This is a genomic window from Dactylosporangium sp. CA-139114 (assembly GCF_050955725.1).
GTDB lineage: Bacteria > Actinomycetota > Actinomycetes > Mycobacteriales > Micromonosporaceae > Dactylosporangium.
Map to the genome: position 1 here is coordinate 1,700,232 of NZ_CP192080.1, position 20,567 is coordinate 1,720,798.

Genomic DNA, 20,567 nt, shown 5'->3' on the forward strand with positions numbered 1-20,567 from the left:
TGGGGTCAGTACTTCTCGAGCGGCGGAATCGTCGCCGACGAGCCGGACTTGCCCAGCGTGCCGTCGTAGATCTTCTGCCAGGTGCCGTCCTTCTCCGCGGCCTCCAGCGAGGCGTTGACGAAGTCGCGCAGCGCCTTGTCGTCGTGCGGCAGGCCGATGCCGTACTTCTCCGGGTACGCCTTGCCGGTCGCCGGGTCGGTGAACGGCTTGCCGACGACCTTGAGCATGCTCGGGTTCTGCGCCGCGTAGCCCTTGAGGATCGCGTCGTCGGTGGTGACCGCGTCGACCTTCTTGTCGATCAGCTGCGAGACGCACTCGGAGTAGGTCTTGAACTCGACGATGTTGCTGTCCTCGGTGAGCTTCTGGTCGCGCACCCGCTGGATCGGCGTCGAGCCGGTGGCGGAGCAGACCTTCTTGCCCTTGAGCGACTCCGAGCCGGTGATGGACGTGTCGTCCTTGCGCACCAGCAGGTCCTGCGCGGCGATGAAGTACGGGCCGGCGAAGGAGACGTCGGCCTTGCGCTTGTCGGTGATCGAGTAGGTGCCGACGTAGTAGTCGACCTCGCCACCCTTGATCGACGTCTCGCGGTTCGCGGACGCGACCTCCTTGTACTCGATCTTCGCCGGGTCGATGCCCAGCTTCGACGCGATCAGCTGGGCGATCTCGATGTCGAAGCCGCAGCGCTTGCCGGAGGCGTCCTTGTAGCCGAGGTTCGGCTGGTCGAACTTGACGCCGACGACGACCTTGCCGGCCGTCTTGATCTTCGCGAAGGTCGGGCTGCCCGCGATGTCGACGCCCGTGGCGGGCGTGAGCGTGGCGCCGGACGACGTGCAGGCGTCGCTCGCCGCGGCGGGCGCGCCGGACTGGCCCGCCGGGGTCTCCGGGGTGGGCGTGCCCTCCTTGCCGCAGGCGGCAAGGCCGAGCGAAAGCGTGGCGACGGCGGCCATGGCCGCGATGCGCGTGATTCGCATGTTCTTGCGTGCTCCCTTCCATATAGCTCAGGCCGTCCGGCGGACCGGGCGGCCGCGTGGCGCACCGGGGGTGGTGCGCCGTCTCTCGTCTGTCGAGATGGTGCGTGGACGTCAGTGCGTGAGGATCTTCGAGAGGAAGTCCCTGGCCCGGTCGGTGCGCGGGTTGGCGAAGAATTCCGCCGGCGTCGCCTCCTCGACCAGCTGCCCGTCGGCCATGAACACGACGCGGTTGGCCGCGTGCCGGGCGAAGCCCATCTCGTGGGTGACGACGACCATCGTCATGCCCTCGCTGGCCAGGCCGGTCATCACCTCGAGCACCTCGCCGACCATCTCCGGGTCGAGCGCGCTCGTCGGCTCGTCGAACAGCATCGCCTTGGGCTGCATGGCCAGGGCGCGCGCGATCGCGGCGCGCTGCTGCTGGCCGCCGGAGAGCTGGGCCGGATACTTCTCGGCCTGCGCGCCGATGCCGACCCGCTGCAGCAGGCCCATCGCCCGCTCGCGGACCACGGCCGGCTTCTCCTTGCGGACCTTCACCGGGCCGAGCATCACGTTCTCGAGGATCGTCTTGTGCGCGAAGAGGTTGAACGACTGGAAGACCATGCCGACCTCGCTGCGCAGCCGGGCGAGGGGCTTGCCCTCGGCGGGCAGGCTGGTGCCGTCGAACACGATCTCGCCGTTGTTGATGGGCTCGAGCCGGTTGATCGCGCGGCAGAGCGTCGACTTGCCCGAGCCCGAGGGGCCGACCACCACGACGACCTCGCCCCGCCCGATCGACAGGTTGATGTCCTTCAACACGTGCAGTTCGCCGAACCACTTGTTCACGCCACTGAGCACGATCAAAGGCTCGTCCGTCATGTCCCGCCCCACTGGAATAGCGACGCTTGTCTTCCCGTCTGGTGCGATCGACGTTAGCGGGGCAAAGGCCCTTGATCCGCGACACAGTGGTCACGGGCCGATAACGACGTCCGAATTGCGCGTACGTGTCCAGGACGGGTTTCCGCTGCCGTTTCTGTCGTCCCGGTTTGATCACGGGAAGCAACCCGGCGATGCTGATGCCATGCGCATCCTCGTGACCAATGACGACGGCATCGACAGCCCCGGCCTGCTCGCGCTCGCCGGGTGGGTGGCGCGCGCCGGGCACGAGACGGTGGTCGCCGCGCCGGCCGAGGAGTCCTCCGGCTCCAGCGCGGCCCTGCTCGCGGTCGACGAGGGCGGGCGCATTCAGATGCGCGAGCGGGGCATCGGCGGTACCGCCGCGGCTTTCGCGGTTTCGGCGACGCCGGCGTTCATCGTCCTGCTGGCCACGCGCGGTGCCTTCGGGCCGCCACCCGACGTCGTGCTGTCCGGCGTCAACCGGGGGCCCAACACGGGCGCCGCGGTGCTGCACTCCGGCACCGTCGGGGCCGCGCTCACGGCCGTGGCCAACGGCTGCCCGGCGCTGGCGGTCTCGCTCGACGTGGCCCCCGACGCCGAGGAGGCCAACTGGGACACCGCGGCCGAGGTCGCCGTCGACCTGTTGCCGCTGCTCACCGGGGTGTTCGCGCTCAACGTCAACGTGCCCGACGTCGAGGCCGGGGCGCTGCGCGGCATCCGCCGGGCGCACCTGTCCGAGTTCGGGATGGTGCAGATGACCCTGCGCGACGAGGGCGAGGGGTTCGTGCGGATGTCCCTCGAACAGGTGGGTGAGGTGCCCGAGCCGGGCAGCGACGACGGGTGGCTGCTGGACGGGTACGCCGCCGTCACGCCGCTCTTCCCGCCGGGCGAGGCCGCGGACGTGGATCTGCCCGGGCTCGTGGATACGGCCGGTGAGCACATCGGGGGCTAGTATTTGCCTCGCCATGACTGAGACCCGTACCTTCCGCGTGATCACCTACGGCTGCCAGATGAACGCGCACGACTCCGAGCGCATCTCCGGGCTGCTGGAGGAGGCCGGCTACGTGCCGGCGGCCGGCGACGGCGAGCCCGACGTCGTCGTGTTCAACACGTGCGCCGTGCGGGAGAACGCGGACAACCGGCTCTACGGCAACCTCGGCCACCTGCGCCCCACGAAGCTCGCGCACCCCGGCATGCAGATCGCCGTCGGCGGCTGCCTGGCGCAGAAGGACCGCGGCGACATCGTGAAGAAGGCGCCCTGGGTGGACGTCGTCTTCGGCACCCACAACATCGGCTCGCTGCCGGTGCTGCTGGAGCGCGCCCGGCACAACGCCGCCGCCGAGGTCGAGATCCTCGAGTCGCTCGAGGTCTTCCCCTCGACGCTGCCGACCCGCCGTGAGTCGACCTACGCGGGCTGGGTCTCCATCTCGGTCGGCTGCAACAACACGTGCACGTTCTGCATCGTGCCCGCGCTGCGCGGCCGGGAGAAGGACCGCCGCCCCGGCGACGTGCTGGCCGAGGTCGAGGCGCTGGCGGCCGAGGGTGTGCTGGAGGTGACGCTGCTCGGCCAGAACGTGAACTCCTACGGGGTCGAGTTCGGCGACCGGTACGCGTTCGGCAAGCTCCTGCGCGCGTGCGGCTCGGTCGAGGGCCTGGAGCGGGTGCGCTTCACCAGCCCGCACCCGAAGGACTTCACCGACGACGTGATCGCGGCCATGGCCGAGACGCCGAACGTGTGCCACTCGCTGCACATGCCGCTGCAGTCGGGCTCGGACGCCGTGCTGCGGGCCATGCGCCGGTCCTACCGGGCCGAGAAGTATCTGGGCATCATCGAGAAGGTCCGCGCCGCGATGCCCGACGCCGCCATCACCACCGACATCATCGTGGGCTTCCCCGGCGAGACGGACGCGGACTTCGAGCGGACGCTCGACGTGGTGCGCGAGGCCCGCTACTCCAGCGCGTTCACCTTCCAGTACTCCAAGCGTCCCGGCACCCCCGCGGCCTCGATGGACCTGCAGGTGCCGAAGGCCGTGGTGCAGGAGCGCTACGACCGGCTGATCGCCGTGCTGGAGGAGATCAGCTGGGCCGAGAACAAGCGCCTGGTCGGTTCGACGCTCGAGGTGCTGGTCGCCGTCGGCGAGGGGCGCAAGGACAACGCGACCGGCCGCCTGTCGGGCCGCGCCCGGGACGGCCGGCTGGTGCACTTCGCCGCCGATCCCGCCGCCGGCATCCGGCCGGGCGACATCGTGCACACGACGGTGACGTATGCGGCGCCCCACCACCTCAACGCCGACGGCCCCCTGGTCTCGCACCGCCGCACGCGGGCCGGCGACGCCTGGGAGTCGGGCCGGGTGACGCGCACGCCGGGCGTGGCCCTGGGCATGCCGACGATCGGCGCCCCGCCGCCGCAGCCGGCCGCGACCCACTGCTGAACCGTTCCCGGCGCCGAGCGGAGTCAAGGCCGCACGGCGCCGGAGCTTGCCCGCGTATCGGGGCGGAAAAGCGTTGACCACTACACGCACGCGGCGTGTAGTGGTCAACTTTCTATGTCGGACGGGGCGCTGCCCGTCACCGGAGAAGTCCGTCAGCCGGTGTGCTCCGCCATGGCCAGGAACTTGCGCTTCGACTCGAGCGCCTTCTCGGCCTCCTTGATGCGCCGCTGGTCGCCGGCGGCCTGGGCGCTCGCCAGCTGCTGCTCCGCCCGCGCCACCTGCTCGCGCATCTGGGCGAGCAGCGGGCTGGCCTCGGGCGGGGTGCGCCGCCACGCCGCGTCCATCGCGGCCTTGACCTTGTCCTCGACGGCGCGGAGGCGGCGGTCCAGGCCGGCCTGCGCCTCGCGGGGCACGCGGCCCACGTCGTGCCAGTTGCCCTGGATCTCGCGGAGCTTGTTCTGCGCGCCCTTCGGGTCGCCGTCGATGTCGAGGGCCTCGGCCTGGGCCAGGAGCTCCTGCTTGCGGTCGAGGTTGCCCTTGAACTCGGCGTCCCGAGCCGAGAATACCTCGCTGCGCCGCTTGAAGAAGGCGTCCTGAGCGGCCCGGAAGCGCTCCCAGAGCTTCTGCTCCGTGTCCTTCGCGGCGCGCGGGGCGGCCTTCCACTCGGTCATGAGGTCCTTGAGGCGCGCCGCCGTCGCGTTCCACTCGGTGGACTCGGACAGGCTCTCGGCCTCGACGACGAGCTCCTCCTTGCGGCCCTGGGCCTGCTTGCGGGAGGCGTCCAGGGTGGCGAAGTGGGCCCCGCGGCGGCGGGTGAAGGCGTCGCGAGCGGCGGCGTAGCGCTTCCAGAGCTCGCTCTCGGCCTTCTTCTCGACGCCGTGGATCGACTTCCACTCGTCGAGGATCTCCTTGAGCCGGTCGCCGGCCGTCTTCCAGCCGGTGGCTTCGGCCGCGATGGCCTCGGCCTCCTCGACCAGGGCGGTCTTGCGGGCGAGCGACTCGGCCCGGGCCGCGTCGCGGGCGGCCCGCGCGGCTCCGGCCTTCTCCTCGGCGATCGTCGTGAGCTTGTCCAGCCGGGCGGCCAGCCCGTCGATGTCACCGACGACGTGGGCCTCGTCGAGGCCGCTGCGCAGGCGCCGGATGGTGGACAGGGACTGGCCGGCGTCGGCGGCGCCGCTGCCGAGCCTCGCCTCGATCAGGTCGACCTCGGTCACCAGGTCGGCGAACCGGCGGGCGAAGTGGGCCAGGCCCTCCTCGGGTGTCCCGGCCTGCCAGGACCCGATGGGGCGCTCACCGGCGGCCGTCTTCACGAAGACGTTGCCGTCGGTGTCGATCCGTCCAAACTCCGTAGGGTCGCTCATCTGCCCATCCTCGCTCCCGGCGCCCGTAGGATCGGGTATCCCACCGTCACGCCGCCATCGCACAGCAAAGTTCCCCAGGGCATTCTCACAGGTGTGCCCCGGGGCCGGTCGAGGGCCTGCGGCCGAACCGTGACCATTCCGGTGCCATTCACAGGCCGCACGGTCGCGCAGAGACCGTCCCCGATAACGTTAAGCCGTGTCACTCGTCGCCGCCGCGGTCTGCCCACATCCGCCACTGCTCGTGCCGGACCTGGCCGCCGGAGCCGCCTCCGAGCTCGACGACCTGCGGGCGGCCTGTCGCGCCGCGGTGGCGCACCTGGCGGATGCCTCGATCGACTCGCTCATCGTTCTCGGTTCTGATACCACGACGGTACGCCGTGTGGCCCCGTTCGGGGGGACCCTATCCCCGTGGGGCATCGATCGGCACATCGGCGACCCCGCGGGTGAGCCCCTGCCCCTGAGCCTGCTCATCGGTGCCTACCTGATGCCGGGCGCCGGAAACTTCCAGTCCGTCGCCGCCGATGCCGCACCCGGCGAGTGCGCACGCCTCGGCCGCGGCCTCGCCGCGGAGGCCGAGCGCGTCGGGCTGCTGGTGCTCGGCGACGGCTCGGCCTGCCGTACCGACAAGGCCCCCGGCTTCTTCGACCCGCGCGCCGAGGCCTTCGACGCGACCGTCGCCGCCGCCCTCGCCCGGGCCGATGCCGCCGCGCTCGCCGCGCTCGACCCGGCCCTGGCCGCCGAGCTGCTCGCCGCCGGCCGCGCGCCGTGGCAGGTCCTGGCCGGCGCGGCCGAGGGTGAGATGCGCGGGGAGTTGCTGTACGACTCCGCTCCGTACGGTGTCGCCTACTTCGTGGCCACGTGGGCGGCATGAGGCCCGTCATCGCGATCGTCGGGCCGACGGCCGCGGGCAAGTCCGCGCTGAGCCTGCGCCTCGCGGAGGAGCTCGGCGGTGAGGTCGTCAACGCCGACTCCATGCAGCTGTACCGCGGCATGGACATCGGCACCGCCAAGCTCACCGAGGCCGAGCGGGGCGGCGTCCCGCACCACGTCCTGGACATCTGGGACGTCACCGAGCCCGCCAGCGTGGCCGTCTACCAGGGGCTCGCCCGCGCCGCCATCGACGACATCGCCGCCCGCGGCCGCGTCCCGCTGCTCGTCGGCGGCTCCGGCCTCTACGTGCGGGCCGTGCTCGAGGACTTCGACTTCCCGGGCACCGACCCCGAGCTGCGCGCCGAGCTGGAGCGGGAGCTGGACGAGCACGGGCCGGCGCCGCTGTACGCCCGGCTGCTGGCCGCCGACCCGGTCGCGGCCGGGCGCATCCTGCCCAGCAACGGCCGGCGCATCGTGCGCGCCCTGGAGGTCAACGCGCTCACCGGCACCGCCTTCACCGCGCAGCTGCCGCAGCCCCGCCCGGTGTACGACGCCGTCCAGCTCGGCGTCGACGTCGACACGGCGGTGCTGGACGCGCGGATCGACGCGCGGGTCGAGCACATGTGGGCGCTGGGCTTCGTGGCGGAGGTCCGCGGCCTGCTCGACCGGGGGCTGCGGGAGGGGCGCACGGCGAGCGGCGCCCTGGGGTACCGCCAGATCATGAACCTCCTCGACGGGCTCTGCGGCCCCGAGGAGGCCCGCGCGGAGACGGCCCGCGCCACCCGGCGCTTCGTGCGGCGGCAACGGTCCTGGTTCCGCCGCGACGAGCGGATCATCTGGCTCGACGGCGCGGCGGCCGACATCACGCGGGCGGCCCTGCGCGCCGTGCGGCAAGATTGACGCCATGCGCTTCGCGAAAGGCCACGGCACGGGCAACGACTTCGTCATCCTGCCCGACCCCGACGGCACCCTGCCCCTGACCCCGGCTCTCGTCGCCGCCCTGTGCGACCGGCGCCGCGGTATCGGCGCCGACGGCGTCCTGCGGGTCGTGCGCAGCGCCGCCCACCCGGACGCGGAGGCGTCCTCGGCGGGCGCCGAGTGGTTCATGGACTACTGGAACGCCGACGGCTCGCAGTCGGAGATGTGCGGCAACGGGGTCCGCGTCTACGCGCGCTACCTCGCCGAGGCCGGCCTGGTCGCCCCCGAGGGCACGTTCGACCTGGTGACCCGGGCCGGTGTGGTGCCGGTCACCATGGGCGAGGAGATCACGGCCGGCATGCCGGTTCCCCGGGTGTACGTCCAGAGTGAGGCCGTCACGACCGGCACGAGCCTCGGCGGCACCGCGGTCGACGTCGGCAACCCGCACCTCGTGTGCCCGGTGGACGAGCCGACCCTGGACGGTCTCGACCTCACCCGGGCGCCCGTGACCGACCCGCTGATCTTCCCGGCCGGGGTGAACGTCGAGTTCGCCGCGGTGGGCCCGGCCCCGGCCGGCGCCGACCTCTACCGCCGGATGCGCGTCTACGAGCGCGGCTCCGGCGAGACCCAGTCCTGCGGCTCGGGCGCGTGCGCGGTCGCCGCGGTCGCGGTGCACCACGCCGGGCTGGAGTCCGGCACCGTGGTCGTCGACGTGCTCGGCGGCCGGCTCACCGTGACCGTGTCGCCGGTGGAGTGCCTGCTGCGGGGGCCTGCGGTCATCGTCGCGCACGGCGACGTCGACGCGCAGGCCGTCCGGCAGCTGGCGCCCACCTACTCCTGAGCCGCAGGCTCCCCGTCGGGGGTCGAGTCCAGCTGAGGGCCCTTCGCCGCGGCCCGCACGGCCGCGGCGACCGCGGGGGAGACCCGCGCGTCGAACACGCTCGGCACGATGACCGTCGGGTTGAGCTTGTCCTCGCCGACCGTGTCCGCGATCGCGCGCGCGGCCGCGAGGGCCATCTCGTCGGTGAACTCGCGGGCCTGGGCGTCGAGCATGCCCCGGAACACGCCGGGGAACGCGAGCACGTTGTTGATCTGGTTCGGCTGGTCGGAGCGGCCGGTGGCGACGATCGCGGCGTGCTCGCGGGCCGCCCGCGGGTCGACCTCGGGGTCGGGGTTGGCCAGCGCGAAGACGATCGAGTCCTTGGCCATCGTGGCGATGTCGTCGCCGGTGAGCAGGTTCGGCGCGCTCACCCCGATGAACACGTCGGCGCCGCGCAGGGCCCCGCGCAGGTCACCCGCGTAGTTCTCCCGGTTGGTGTTCTCGGCGAGCCACTGCCACGCGCCCGACAGGCCGGTCATGCCGCGGTGCAGGGCGCCGGGCCGGTCGGTCGCGATCACGTCGCCGACGCCCTGGCGGAGCAGGAGCTTCATGATGGCCGTGCCGGCGGCGCCCGCCCCGCTCACCACGACCTTCACCTGGCCGATCGGCTTGCCCACCACGCGCAGCGCGTTCGTCAGCGCGGCCAGCACGCAGATGGCCGTGCCGTGCTGGTCGTCGTGGAAGACGGGGATGTCGAGCTGCTCGCGGAGCCGCTCCTCGATCTCGAAGCAGCGCGGGGCGGCGATGTCCTCGAGGTTGATCCCGCCGTACGCGGGGGCGATCGCCTTCACGATGGCGATGATCTCGTCGGTGTTCTGGGTGTCGAGCACGACCGGCCAGGCGTCGACCCCGCCGAAGCGCTTGAACAGCGCGGCCTTGCCCTCCATGACCGGCATCGCCGCATAGGGCCCGATGTTGCCGAGGCCGAGCACGGCCGAGCCGTCGGTGACCACGGCGACGGTGTTGCGCTTGATCGTGAGGCGGCGCGCGTCCTCGGGGTTCTCCGCGATGGCCAGGCACACCCGGGCGACCCCGGGGGTGTAGGCGCGGGAGAGCTCGTCGCGGTTGCGCAGCGCGACCTTGGGCGCGACCTCGATCTTGCCGCCCAGGTGCAGCAGGAACGTGCGGTCGGAGACCTTGCGCACGTCGACCCCGTCGAGCTTCTCGAGGTCGGCCACGACCTGCTCGGCGTGGGCGGAGTCGGCGGTGTCGCAGGTGAGGTCGACGACCACGTTGGCGTTGTCGGAGTCGACGACGTCCACGGCGGTGACGATCCCGCCCGACTCGCCGACCGAGGTGGTCAGCCGGCCGATCGCGGAGGCATCGGCGATGACGGAGACACGGACAGTGATGGAGAACCCGGCGCTGGGTAATCTGTGTGTGGCTGGTGTCACCGCCCCATTCTCACCCTCCGCATCCCCCGGCGTTCGCACCGGGTGCGGATATCAAGTGCCGTCTTGCCCGCACAGGTGTCACGATTGACGGGTTGACTGCCAGATCATCGAGGAGAGTTTGCTTTGCGCGCACGAACGAGCTTTTCCGCAGACGCCTACGACGCGGACGCCGAGGAGTTCGAGGACTTCGTTGACGACGGCGATCTCGAACTCGAGGAGCGGCACGCCCTGCGGCGCGTCGCCGGGTTGTCCACCGAGCTCTCGGACGTCACCGAGGTCGAATACCGCCAGCTGCGCCTCGAGCGCGTCGTGCTGGTCGGGGTCTGGACCGAGGGCAGCGTCACCGACGCCGAGAACTCCCTCACCGAGCTGTCCGCGCTCGCCGAGACCGCCGGCTCCCAGGTCCTCGACGGGCTCATCCAGCGCCGCAGCCGGCCCGACTCGGCCACCTTCATCGGCCGGGGCAAGGTCGACGAGCTGCGCGCCGTGGTGCAGAGCAGCGGGGCCGACACCGTCATCTGCGACGGCGAGCTGTCCCCGTCGCAGCTGCGGCAGCTGGAGTCGCGGGTCAACGTCAAGGTCATCGACCGCACGGCGCTGATTCTCGACATCTTCGCCCAGCACGCCAAGAGCAAGGAGGGCAAGGCCCAGGTCGAGCTGGCGCAGCTGCAGTACTTCCTGCCGCGCCTGCGAGGCTGGGGTGAGGCGCTCAGCCGGCAGGCGGGTGGCTCGGCCAGCGGCAACGGCGGCGTGGGCCTGCGCGGCCCCGGTGAGACCAAGCTGGAGATCGACCGGCGGCGCATCCGCACGCGCATCTCGCGGCTCAAGCGGGAGATCGCGGCGATGGCGACCATCCGCGACACCAAGCGGGCGACGCGGCGGCGCAACCGGGTGCCCGCGGTGGCGATCGCCGGCTACACCAACGCCGGCAAGTCCAGCCTGCTCAACCGCCTCACCGGGGCGGGCGTGCTGGTCGAGGACGCGCTGTTCGCCACCCTGGACACCACCACGCGCCGGGCGCGGGCCGCCGACGGGCGCATCTACACGCTCTCGGACACCGTCGGGTTCGTCCGGCACCTGCCGCACCAGCTCGTCGAGGCCTTCCGGTCCACGCTGGAGGAGGTCGCCGAGGCCGACCTGGTCCTGCACGTGGTCGACGGCTCCCACCCCGACCCCGAGTCGCAGGTCCGGGCCGTGCGCGAGGTGCTCGCCGAGGTCGGCGCGGACGCGGTGCCGGAGCTGCTGGTCATCAACAAGGTCGACACGGCCGACGAGGAGACCCAGCTGCGGCTCAAGGGCCTGTGGCCCGCGGCCGTCTTCGCCTCCGCCCGCACCGGCGCCGGCATCGACGACGTGCGCACGGCGATCGAGGAGGGGCTGCCGTGGCCGGCCATCGAGCTGACGGCCGTGGTGCCGTACGAGCGCGGCGACCTCGTCGCCCGGGTCCACTCGATCGGCGAGGTCCTCGAGACCGCCCACCTGGCCGAGGGCACCCGCATCCGGGCGCGGGTGACCGAGGGCCTGGCGGCGGAGCTCGCCCCGTACGCCATGTCCTCGTGATTACGCTGCGTCGCTGAGGTCGGCTACCTGGAGTGACAGCCGGACCGGGCAACCCCAAACCCGGTCCGGCTCTGCCAGACTTGCGGGATGCGACGACGGGTGGTGCTCAGTTCGGCTGCGGTGCTCTGTCTCTCCGCCGGCGTTTCCGCACCGGCCGCGGCCTATGCGCCGTCGCCCACGGCGGCGGCCGGAGCGGGCGCCACCGTCTGCACCCCGAGCTCGAAGGACGTGAACGAGGTCTCCGGCCTCGTCGCCATCCCCGACGGCGGCTACTACGCCATCCAGGACAGCCAGCTCGAGCCGGCCCGGTCCAAGATCTTCGTGCTCGACGCCGGCTGCAAGCTCACCAAGACGATCAAATACGACCCGGGGCGGGCGCTCGACCCCGAGGACGCCGCCCTGGACAAGAACGGCACGCTCTACGTCGCCGACATCGGCGACAACGACGAGTCCTCGGGCGGCTCGAAGACGGCGCGGCCGACGGTGGCGATCTGGACCCTGACGGCCGGCTCGACGACGCCGGTGATCAACCGCCTGGTCTACCCGGACGGCAAGAAGCACGACGCCGAGGCCCTGCTGCTCACCGGCGACGGCCTGCCGATCATCATCACCAAGGCGGCGCCCAACGAGATCTACGTCGCCGAGAGCGCGCTCGTGCCCAACACCAAGGAGGGCGTGAAGCTGCGCAAGGCCGGCGACTTCAAGGCGCTGGTCGACACCAAGACCTCCAACCCGCTCGGGCTGCTCGGCTGGAAGCTCATCACGGGCGCGGCGGCCTCGCCCGACGGCTCCAAGGTCGTCGTGCGCACGCTGTCGGACGCCTACGAGTTCGACGTTCCCGGCGGCGACGTCATCAAGGCCCTGACCACCGGCAAGCCGCGCATCACGCCGCTGCCGAACGAGCCGCAGGGCGAGGCGATCACCTACACGCCGGACGGCAAGAACTACGTGACCGCCTCCGACCAGGACTCGTCGAAGAAGTCGCCGCTGCTGAAGTACACGCCGACGGACATCTCGGTCCCGGCCGGCAACGGCGGGAACGTGCCCGCGCCGAAGGCCAAGGAGCAGTCGTTCCTGCAGTCGCTCACCCTGGACGACATCACCTACGCGGTCGCCGCGCTCGGCGTCGTCGGCCTCGGCCTCGTCATCGCGGGTGTGGTGGGCATCCGCCGCTCCCGCGCGGCCCGGCGCGCGGCGGGGGCGGGCAACGGCAACGGCCGTGGGGACGGACCGGACGACGACTTCGCGATGCCGGCGGCGGTCGGCGGCGCTCCCGGGGTCTACGGCGGCGGCTCGGGCGGCCCCGGTGGTCCCGGCGGTCCCGGGGTCTACGGCGGCGGCGGCTCGGGCGGTCCCGGTGGCCCTGGCGGTCCGGGCGGCCGTGGTGGCGGGGTGTATGGCGGTGGAGGCGGCCGGGATGGTGGCGGCCGGGATGGCGGCGGCAACGTCTACGGCGGCGGTGGCGGTGGCGGCCAGGGTGGCGGCGTCTACGGCGGCGGTGGCGGTGCCGAGCGGCCTGGTAACCGCCAGGGCGGCGGCGTCTACGGCGGCGGCGGTGGCGGTGGTGGTGGTGGCCGGGACGGCGGCGGCAACGTCTATGGCGGCGGTGGAGGCGGCGGCCAGGGTGGCGGTGGCGGCGTCTACGGCGGTGGCGGTGGCGACCAGCGCGGCTACGCACAGGGACCCCCGCCACGCGACGGCCGCGGCGGCTACGGGCCGGGGGACCAGGGCGGCTACGACCGCGGCTACGCCCCGCACCGCTGACGAATGCGGGCCGTTTGACGGACTCGGGCCGGAAGGCGGACCGGGGCCGGAGTGCTTCCGCCGGGGCTGAGGCGGGCGGGAAGCGTTCCCGATCGTGTTCAGTTCACGGGTTCGGCTCCCGGTGGCCGCAGGTGCCGAAATCGTCGTCCCAGACGAACGCGCGGTGGATGTCGCGCTCGTAGACGCCGTCGGCGGTCGTGCCGGGCTGCGGCGCGCTTTTGGTATGCGGCCCGAGGTCGCCGTTGGCCGGGATGCAGGTGCTCAGGCGTTGAGCCGGCGGTGGCCGTGTTGTCGCTCGCGCTGCTTGTCGCCGGTGGGCGTCTCGGCGACTGCGGCACGCACCGGCTGGAGGCGCGTCGGCCTCACGGGCTCGTCGTGGCGGGCCGGGGTCACTGGATCTGGCAGGCGGGCACAGGCAGCGCGGCGCAGCGACGCGTCGCGCGCCGCGGGCACTGCGCTGCTCGCTCTGCCGCCGGGCCGCGCCGCGGGCACTGCGCTGCTCGCTCTGCCGCCGGGCCGCGCCGCGGGCACTGTGCTGCTCGCTCTGCCGCCGGGCCGCGCGGCGGGTGCCGGGCCGGTAGACGCCGTCGGCGGTCGTGCCGGGGCTGCGGCGCGCTTTTGGTATGCGGCCCGAGGTCGCCGTTGGCCGGGATGCAGGTGCTCAGGCGTTGAGCCGGCGGTGGCCGTGTTGTCGCCCGCGCTGCTTGTCGCCGGTGGGTGTCCCGGCGACCGGGGCATGCGCAGGCTGGAAGCGCGTCGGCCTTACGGCTCGTCGTGGCGGGCCGAGGTCCCTGGATCTGGCAGGGGGCGCAGGCAGTGCAGCGACGCGTCGCGCGCCGTGGGCACTGTGCTGCGGGCTCGTCATGGCGGGCCGGGGCCCCTGGATCGGTCCCGTCGGTTGAGTTGCGACGAGGACGCGGACGGCCCGGCTCGCCGGGCTTCCCAGCCTCCCGCGGGCGCCGCATCGGGCGGAATTCCGGCACCGGGACGAACGCGCGGCCGGCTGATGGACGACGCCGGTCCGGTCGTGGTTCGTCACGACGCGGATGCCTTGGGGGATCTTGGCGTGTGCCTGTCCGGGCAGACGGAAACCGCCGCTCGGTGTGGGGACACGAGCGGCGGTCGGCGGCGCTGATCGGGGCGGGCGGCGGGTCAGATGCGGCGGACCACCGTGACGACGCGGCCCAGGATCGTCGCCTGGTCGCCCTGGATCGGGTCGAAGGCGGCGTTCTGCGGCATGAGCCACACGTGGCCGTCGCGGTTGCGGTAGGTCTTCACCGTCGCCTCGCCGTCGAGCATGGCGGCCACGATGTCGCCGTTGTTGGCGTTGGGCTGCTGGCGCACGACCACCCAGTCGCCGTCGCAGATGGCCGCGTCCAGCATCGAGTCGCCCTTGACCTGGAGCATGAAGAGCGTGCCCTCGCCGACGAGCTCGCGGGGCAGCGGGAAGACGTCCTCCACCGCCTGCTCGGCCAGGATCGGCCCACCGGCGGCGATGCGGCCGAGGACGGGCACGTAGGCGGGCGCGGGGCGGGCGGCGCGGGCGGCCTCCTCGTCGACCGTCACGAGCTCGCTCGGCGGCCGGACGTCCACGGCCCGGGGGCGGTTGGGGTCGCGGCGCAGGTAGCCCTTCCGCTCCAGCTCCTTGAGCTGGTAGGCCACGCTGGAGGGTGACACCAGGCCCACGGCCTCGCCGATCTCGCGCACGCTCGGCGGGTAGCCGTTGCGCTCCACGGCGGCGCGGATGAACTCGAGGATGCGGCGCTGGCGGACGGTCAGGTCGGCCGCGAAGAGGTCGGGGAAGGCGCTGACCACGGCGGTGACCGCGCGCATCTCCGGCTCACCGCCGCGGCGGCGGGTGGAGCGCTTGGCGCCCGCGCGGCCGGCGATGGCGGTGACCTCGGCGCCGGGGCCGTCGATGAGCTCGTCCGGCTCAGTCGCGGGTGCGTCGGTGCGGTCGTCGGCTGACACGTCGTCCTCCCTCGTGTTGGCAGTCGCGGGGCGTTCGCCGCGCCTGCTGACGAGCCGTGGGGTGGCCCGTCACCCGGGGGCCCGCGCGGGTTGCGGTCCCGGTTGTCGCATCGGTGGCTCCCGCGCGCGCGGAAACCGGGGGTGTGGCGGCTCCCGCGGGTGCGGAGGCCCGGATGTCGCGTAGATCCGGTTGTCCCGATCGAAAGCCGATCGTGTGTGGATCACCGTAACGCCGGGGTCGGGCAGTTTCAAACATCTGTACTACGTGGCGCGCCGATTTTTCGGCGAGTTGGCTCGACACGGGTCTTCTCCCTCTGATAGACCATCGTACGGCTGTTCGATCGAACGCGTGTACGCAAAAGGGGGCCGACATGGGGCGGCGGGCCGAAAACGGGCACAGAAGCGCGCCGATTCGCCTCACCGGACGGGGGCGGGTCGTGGTGTTCGGGTTCCTGCTGGCGCTCGCCGGCGGTCTCGTGGCGCTCGTCTCCGCGCCCGGGCAGGCGGCCGACTCGCCGTCGGGGCCGGCGCCGACGGTCATCGTGCAGCCGGGCGACACGCTCTGGGACATCGCGACGCGCACCAAGGGCCGTGAGGGCCGCGACGCGACGGTGGAGGAGATCCGCCGGCTCAACGACCTCAGCGGCTACGACATCGACGCCGGGCAGCGGCTCGTCCTGCCCCGCCGCCGCTGAGCCGGTTCCGGAAAACCCCTCGCAATCACCCTTTGCCGGATATTTCGCCCGGCGAGGTATAAAACCGATACATCAAGGCGGGAGCGCTGCGGCTCCTGAGACTCGCGACACAAAAGAGTCGGGATCCTCGTTTGACTTGCGTCGACGTAGGCATCGGCATAGCGTCTACCCCTAGATGTAGTAGTTACAGAGGTGTAAGTCGTCCACAGGTTGTGGATTCAGCAGCCTCTGTTCACTGGCTGTAGCGAACCGGCGGGCATGCCTCACGAGGGCGCTCGTCCGGTTCGGTGTGCCCGTTTGTCCGGACTGTCCGGCGTACTGTGGAGAGAGGTCCATCGACATGCGGTGCCCGTACTGCCGGCACGCCGACTCGCGGGTGGTCGACTCCCGGGAGGCCGAGGACGGTCAGATCATCCGGCGCCGCCGGTCCTGTCCGGAGTGCGGGCGGCGGTTCACCACCGTCGAGGAGGCGGTGCTCGCCGTGGTCAAGCGCAGCGGGGTCACCGAGCCGTTCAGCCGGACGAAGATCATCGCCGGGGTGCGCAAGGCGTGCCAGGGCCGGCCCGTCGACGAGGACGCCATCGCGGTGCTCGCGCAGAAGGTCGAGGAGACGGTCCGGGCCCGGGGCGCGGCGGAGCTGCCCAGCCACGAGGTCGGGCTGGCCATCCTCGCGCCGCTGCGGGACCTCGACGAGGTGGCCTACCTGCGCTTCGCCAGCGTGTACCGGTCGTTCGACTCGCTCGGCGACTTCGAGCGGGAGATCGCGGCGCTGCGGGCCGGGGCGGAGGCGCCGGCGCGGGAGCGCGAGTCGCCGGGGGACGGTTCCACGGTGCCGGCCGCGCGGGTCGGCTGACACCAGCAAACGCACACAGCACATGGGCCGAGTGGGCCCGATAAAGCGGACAAAAAGTACAAAACACAAACGGTACGCACATGCGGTACCGATGATGACGCTGACTGAGGGGGCCGCGCATGGCGGGGGAGACGAAGACGAAGGCAACGGCGCGCAAGGACCAGCGGGAGGGGCTGCGGGTCGAGCGCGTCTGGACGACCGAGGGGGTCCACCCCTACGACGAGGTGACGTGGGAGCGTCGCGACATCGTCATGACGAACTGGCGGGACGGCTCGATCAACTTCGAGCAGCGGGGCGTCGAGTTCCCGGCGTCGTGGAGCGTCAACGCCGCCAACATCGTCACCACCAAGTACTTCCGCGGCGCCGTCGGCACCCCGCAGCGTGAGCAGTCGCTGCGCCAGCTGATCGACCGCGTCGTGAACACCTACACGAAGGCCGGCCGGGAGCACGGCTACTTCGCGACCGAGCGCGACGCCGAGATCTTCGGCCACGAGCTGACCTGGATGCTGCTGCACCAGGTGTTCAGCTTCAACTCGCCGGTCTGGTTCAACGTCGGCACCACGTCGCCGCAGCAGGTCAGCGCCTGCTTCATCCTCTCGGTCGACGACTCGATGGACTCGATCCTCGACTGGTACAAGGAGGAGGGGCTGATCTTCAAGGGCGGCTCCGGCTCCGGCGTGAACCTGTCCCGGATCCGCTCCTCCAAGGAGCTGCTGACCAGCGGCGGCACCGCCAGCGGCCCGGTGTCGTTCATGCGCGGCGCGGACGCCTCGGCGGGGACGATCAAGAGCGGCGGCGCCACCCGCCGCGCGGCCAAGATGGTCATCCTCGACGTCGACCACCCCGACGTGGAGGAGTTCATCGAGACCAAGGCCCGCGAAGAGGACAAGATCCGGGCCCTGCGCGACGCCGGCTTCGACATGGACCTCGGCGGCCGCGACATCGTGAGCGTGCAGTACCAGAACGCCAACAACTCGGTGCGCGTCTCGGCCGAGTTCATGCAGTCCGTCGAGGACGACACCGAGTTCGGACTGCGTTCGCGCCTCGACAACAGCGTCATCTCCACCGTCAAGGGCAAGGAGCTGTTCCGCAAGCTCGCCCAGGCCGCGTGGGAGTGCGCCGACCCCGGCATCCAGTACGACGACACGATCAACGCCTGGCACACGTGCCCCGAGACCGGGCGGATCACCGCGTCGAACCCCTGCAGCGAGTACATGCACCTGGACAACTCCAGCTGCAACCTGGCCTCGCTGAACCTGCTGAAGTACCTCAACGCCGACGGCACGTTCGCCGTCGAGCGGTTCGTGAAGTCGGTCGAGCTGGTCATCACCGCGATGGACATCTCCATCTCCTTCGCCGACTTCCCGACCGACAAGATCGGGGAGACCAGCCGCGCGTACCGCCAGCTCGGCATCGGCTACGCGAACCTGGGCGCGCTGCTCATGGCCAGCGGCCTCGCGTACGACTCCGAGGGCGGCCGGGCCGTCGCGGCGTCGATCAGCAGCCTCATGACGGGCACCGCGTACCGGCGCTCGGCCGAGCTGGCCGGGGTCGTCGGCGCCTACGACGGCTACGCCCGCAACGCGACCGCGCACGCCCGCGTCATGCACAAGCACGCCGAGGCCAACGCCGTCATCGGTACCGTCGGCGCCGTCGACGCCGCCATCAAGGACGCGGCCACGGCCCAGTGGGCGCTCGGCAACGAGATCGGCGCCAAGAACGGCTGGCGCAACTCGCAGGCCAGCGTCCTCGCCCCGACCGGCACCATCGGCCTGATGATGGACTGCGACACCACCGGCGTCGAGCCCGACCTGGCCCTGGTCAAGTTCAAGAAGCTCGTCGGCGGCGGCTCGATGCAGATCGTCAACCAGACCGTGCCGCGCGCCCTGCGCACCCTCGGGTACCAGGAGGAGCAGGTCGAGGCGATCGTCGAGCACATCTCGGCGCACGGCCACGTCGTCGACGCGCCCGGGCTCAAGCTCGAGCACTACAGCGTCTTCGACTGCGCCATGGGCGAGCGGACCATCGCGCCGATGGGCCACGTGCGGATGATGGCGGCCATCCAGCCGTTCATCTCCGGCGCCATCTCCAAGACGGTCAACATGCCGGAGGCGGCGACCGTCGAGGACGTCGAGGAGATCTACTACCAGGGCTGGAAGCTCGGCCTCAAGGCGCTGGCGATCTACCGCGACAACTGCAAGGTCGGCCAGCCGCTCTCCGCGGTCTCCTCGTCGAAGAAGGAGGAACCGGCTCCGGTCGTCCAGGAGGTCGTGAAGACTGAGAAGGTGATCGAGTACCGTCCGGTCCGCAAGCGGCTGCCGAAGAAGCGGCCGAGCTCGACCGTGTCGTTCTCCGTCGCCGGGGCCGAGGGCTACCTGACCGCCTCGTCCTACCCCGACGACGGCCTCGGCGAGGTCTTCCTCAAGATGTCGAAGCAGGGCTCGACCCTGGCCGGCGTCATGGACGCGTTCTCGGTCGCCATCTCGATCGGCCTGCAGTACGGCGTCCCGCTGGAGACCTACGTCTCGAAGTTCGTGAACATGCGCTTCGAGCCGGCGGGCATGACCGACGACCCGGACATCCGCCTCGCCTCGTCGGTGATGGACTACATCTTCCGCCGCCTGGCGCTGGACTTCCTCGACTTCGACACCCGCTCGGAGCTGGGCATCCTGACCTCGGCGGAGCGCGCGGCCCAGCTGCGCGCCGAGGCCGCGGGCAACGCCGGCGACTCGGACGTGGACCTCACCGAGATGCGCAACTCGGCCCCGGTGGAGAAGCCGGCCGCCGCCGAGAAGAAGCCGGCCGAGGTCGAGCCGCCGCGGCGGATCGGCTCCTCGACCGAGCTGCTGGAGCTGGTCCAGGGCAAGGCGGCCGACGCGCCGCTGTGCTTCACCTGCGGGACGAAGATGCGCCCCGCGGGCAGCTGCTACGTGTGCGAGGGCTGCGGCTCCACCAGCGGCTGCAGCTGACGTACGCCTGACGGTGCCCGGGTCCGCGCGCGGACCCGGGCACCGCCGTGTTCAGGACCAGGCGGCCGCGAGGCGGTCGAGCTCGGTGCGGTACTCGATCCGCTCGTACCAGTCCGCGGGGAAGCCCGCCTCGCCGTGGACCGCGCCGGCGAAGGCGCCCGCCAGGCAGGCGATCGAGTCCGAGTCGCCCGAGGAGGCGGCGCCGCGCGCGACCACGTCGACGGGGGAGCCGGGGAAGAGCAGCAGGCAGTACACGGCCGTGGCCAGGGCCTCCTCGGCGATCCAGCCCGCCCCGCCGGCCGTGCACGGGTCCGCGTCCGGGCCGACGAAACGCACGGCGTCCTCCAGGCCGGTGAGCGCCGCCTTGCACTCGTCCCAGCCGGTCGCGACGAAGGCCTCCGGTGAGCCGGCCGCCGAGCGCCGCCAGAGCTGGTCGCCGAGCCAGTCGCCGCGGTACACCTGCCGCTGCGAGTCACAGCGGGCGCGCAGGGCCGCCGGGAGCTCGGCCACGGCCAGCCCGTCGAGCAGCCAGCGCACCGCGAGGGCGGTCAGCTCGGAGGCGGCCAGGCCGGTCGGGTGGCCGTGGGTGAGCGCGGCCTGCAGCTGCGACGCGCCCGCGCGCTCGTCCTCGGACAGGCCCGGGACCAGGCCCACCGGCGTGACGCGCATGTTCGCGCCGCAGCCCTTGGAGCCCGCCACCGTCGCCTCCCACCACGGCTTCCCGCGCTCCAGCGCGGCGCACGCCTGCAGGCATGTGTTGCCGGGCGCCCGGTTGTTCTCGGGGCTGCGCGCCCACGCGACGAACAGCCGGTTCAGGTGCGGCTCGAGCCGGTCGGCGCTCAGCGGTCCCCCGGCGAGCGCGAGCTCGAGGGCGTCGCCGACGGCCAGGCCCATCTGGGTGTCGTCGGTGACCAGGGCGCCCGGCGGCAGGTCGCGGGGGCCGCGCGGGCCGAAGGTGGCCACGATGTCCGCGTAGGACCGGAACTCCGTGGGTTTGCCCAGCGCGTCGCCGAACGCGAGACCGAACAGGGAAGCCTTCACCGACATGACCCGAAG

General features: G+C 72.0%; 16 protein-coding genes. 10 read left to right on the forward strand and 6 right to left on the reverse strand.

The window, feature by feature from the left end:
- Positions 1 to 5 precede the first annotated feature (5 nt).
- Together ACQP2P_RS07625 and ACQP2P_RS07630 are read right to left on the reverse strand one after the other, a co-directional pair.
- Entirely contained in the window at positions 6 to 971 is a 966-nt protein-coding gene (locus ACQP2P_RS07625) for a glutamate ABC transporter substrate-binding protein (RefSeq protein WP_433084489.1), read from the reverse strand.
- Between the two features lie 111 nt (positions 972 to 1,082).
- Complete coding sequence (locus ACQP2P_RS07630) at positions 1,083 to 1,826, reverse strand: amino acid ABC transporter ATP-binding protein (protein WP_433614198.1); 744 nt, start codon at positions 1,824 to 1,826, stop codon at positions 1,083 to 1,085.
- A 202-nt stretch (positions 1,827 to 2,028) separates the two neighbouring features.
- Between ACQP2P_RS07630 and surE the strand changes: the two genes are divergently transcribed.
- Complete coding sequence (gene surE, locus ACQP2P_RS07635) at positions 2,029 to 2,796, forward strand: 5'/3'-nucleotidase SurE (protein WP_433614199.1); 768 nt, start codon at positions 2,029 to 2,031, stop codon at positions 2,794 to 2,796.
- Between the two features lie 13 nt (positions 2,797 to 2,809).
- The gene (miaB, locus tag ACQP2P_RS07640; protein WP_433614200.1) at positions 2,810 to 4,276 is read left to right on the forward strand and encodes a tRNA (N6-isopentenyl adenosine(37)-C2)-methylthiotransferase MiaB; all 1,467 of its coding nucleotides are present in this window, start codon (positions 2,810 to 2,812) and stop codon (positions 4,274 to 4,276) included.
- A gap of 152 nt (positions 4,277 to 4,428) precedes the next feature.
- Here the strand turns inward: miaB and ACQP2P_RS07645 are convergent, their stop codons facing one another.
- Positions 4,429 to 5,637 carry a DUF349 domain-containing protein gene (locus tag ACQP2P_RS07645; protein ID WP_433614201.1) on the reverse strand — a complete coding sequence of 403 codons (1,209 nt, stop codon included), beginning with the start codon at positions 5,635 to 5,637 and terminating at the stop codon, positions 4,429 to 4,431.
- Between the two features lie 196 nt (positions 5,638 to 5,833).
- Between ACQP2P_RS07645 and ACQP2P_RS07650 the strand changes: the two genes are divergently transcribed.
- The 3 genes from ACQP2P_RS07650 to dapF are packed head-to-tail and all read left to right on the forward strand — an operon-like array spanning position 5,834 to position 8,266.
- Positions 5,834 to 6,508: a hypothetical protein gene (locus ACQP2P_RS07650; RefSeq protein WP_433614202.1), complete on the forward strand. Its 675-nt coding sequence runs from the start codon at positions 5,834 to 5,836 to the stop codon at positions 6,506 to 6,508.
- Complete coding sequence (gene miaA / locus ACQP2P_RS07655; RefSeq protein WP_433614203.1) at positions 6,505 to 7,407, forward strand: tRNA (adenosine(37)-N6)-dimethylallyltransferase MiaA; 903 nt, start codon at positions 6,505 to 6,507, stop codon at positions 7,405 to 7,407. The genes ACQP2P_RS07650 and miaA overlap by 4 nt, the downstream gene beginning before the upstream one ends.
- A gap of 4 nt (positions 7,408 to 7,411) precedes the next feature.
- Complete coding sequence (gene dapF / locus ACQP2P_RS07660) at positions 7,412 to 8,266, forward strand: diaminopimelate epimerase (RefSeq protein ID WP_433084503.1); 855 nt, start codon at positions 7,412 to 7,414, stop codon at positions 8,264 to 8,266.
- Here dapF and ACQP2P_RS07665 read toward each other — a convergent pair.
- On the reverse strand, positions 8,257 to 9,699 hold the full coding sequence (locus tag ACQP2P_RS07665; protein WP_433614204.1) for an NAD-dependent malic enzyme: 1,443 nt from the start codon (positions 9,697 to 9,699) through the stop codon (positions 8,257 to 8,259). The two genes, dapF and ACQP2P_RS07665, sit on opposite strands and share 10 nt — an antisense overlap.
- Before the next feature lie 228 nt (positions 9,700 to 9,927).
- Between ACQP2P_RS07665 and hflX the strand changes: the two genes are divergently transcribed.
- Positions 9,928 to 11,259: a GTPase HflX gene (hflX, locus tag ACQP2P_RS07670; protein WP_433619042.1), complete on the forward strand. Its 1,332-nt coding sequence runs from the start codon at positions 9,928 to 9,930 to the stop codon at positions 11,257 to 11,259.
- A gap of 87 nt (positions 11,260 to 11,346) precedes the next feature.
- Positions 11,347 to 13,023 (forward strand): hypothetical protein, encoded by a 1,677-nt coding sequence (locus ACQP2P_RS07675; protein ID WP_433614205.1) that lies wholly within the window; start codon positions 11,347 to 11,349, stop codon positions 13,021 to 13,023.
- A 1,152-nt stretch (positions 13,024 to 14,175) separates the two neighbouring features.
- Here the strand turns inward: ACQP2P_RS07675 and lexA are convergent.
- A complete protein-coding gene (gene lexA, locus ACQP2P_RS07680; protein ID WP_350622156.1) occupies positions 14,176 to 14,856 on the reverse strand; it encodes a transcriptional repressor LexA in 681 nt (226 codons plus the stop codon).
- Positions 14,857 to 15,431: 575 nt separating this feature from the next.
- Here lexA and ACQP2P_RS07685 point away from each other — a divergent pair.
- The 3 genes from ACQP2P_RS07685 to ACQP2P_RS07695 all read left to right on the forward strand — a co-directional run bounded on the left by ACQP2P_RS07685 (position 15,432) and on the right by ACQP2P_RS07695 (position 19,511).
- Positions 15,432 to 15,689, forward strand: a complete 258-nt coding sequence (locus ACQP2P_RS07685; RefSeq protein WP_433614206.1) for a LysM peptidoglycan-binding domain-containing protein — start codon at positions 15,432 to 15,434, stop codon at positions 15,687 to 15,689.
- A gap of 340 nt (positions 15,690 to 16,029) precedes the next feature.
- Positions 16,030 to 16,542, forward strand: coding sequence for a transcriptional regulator NrdR (gene nrdR, locus ACQP2P_RS07690; RefSeq protein ID WP_433084512.1), 513 nt, complete (start codon positions 16,030 to 16,032; stop codon positions 16,540 to 16,542).
- Between the two features lie 119 nt (positions 16,543 to 16,661).
- Positions 16,662 to 19,511 carry a vitamin B12-dependent ribonucleotide reductase gene (locus tag ACQP2P_RS07695; protein ID WP_433614207.1) on the forward strand — a complete coding sequence of 950 codons (2,850 nt, stop codon included), beginning with the start codon at positions 16,662 to 16,664 and terminating at the stop codon, positions 19,509 to 19,511.
- A gap of 51 nt (positions 19,512 to 19,562) precedes the next feature.
- Here the strand turns inward: ACQP2P_RS07695 and ACQP2P_RS07700 are convergent, their stop codons facing one another.
- On the reverse strand, positions 19,563 to 20,558 hold the full coding sequence (locus ACQP2P_RS07700) for an ADP-ribosylglycohydrolase family protein (RefSeq protein ID WP_433614208.1): 996 nt from the start codon (positions 20,556 to 20,558) through the stop codon (positions 19,563 to 19,565).
- Between the last annotated feature and the right edge of the window lie 9 nt (positions 20,559 to 20,567).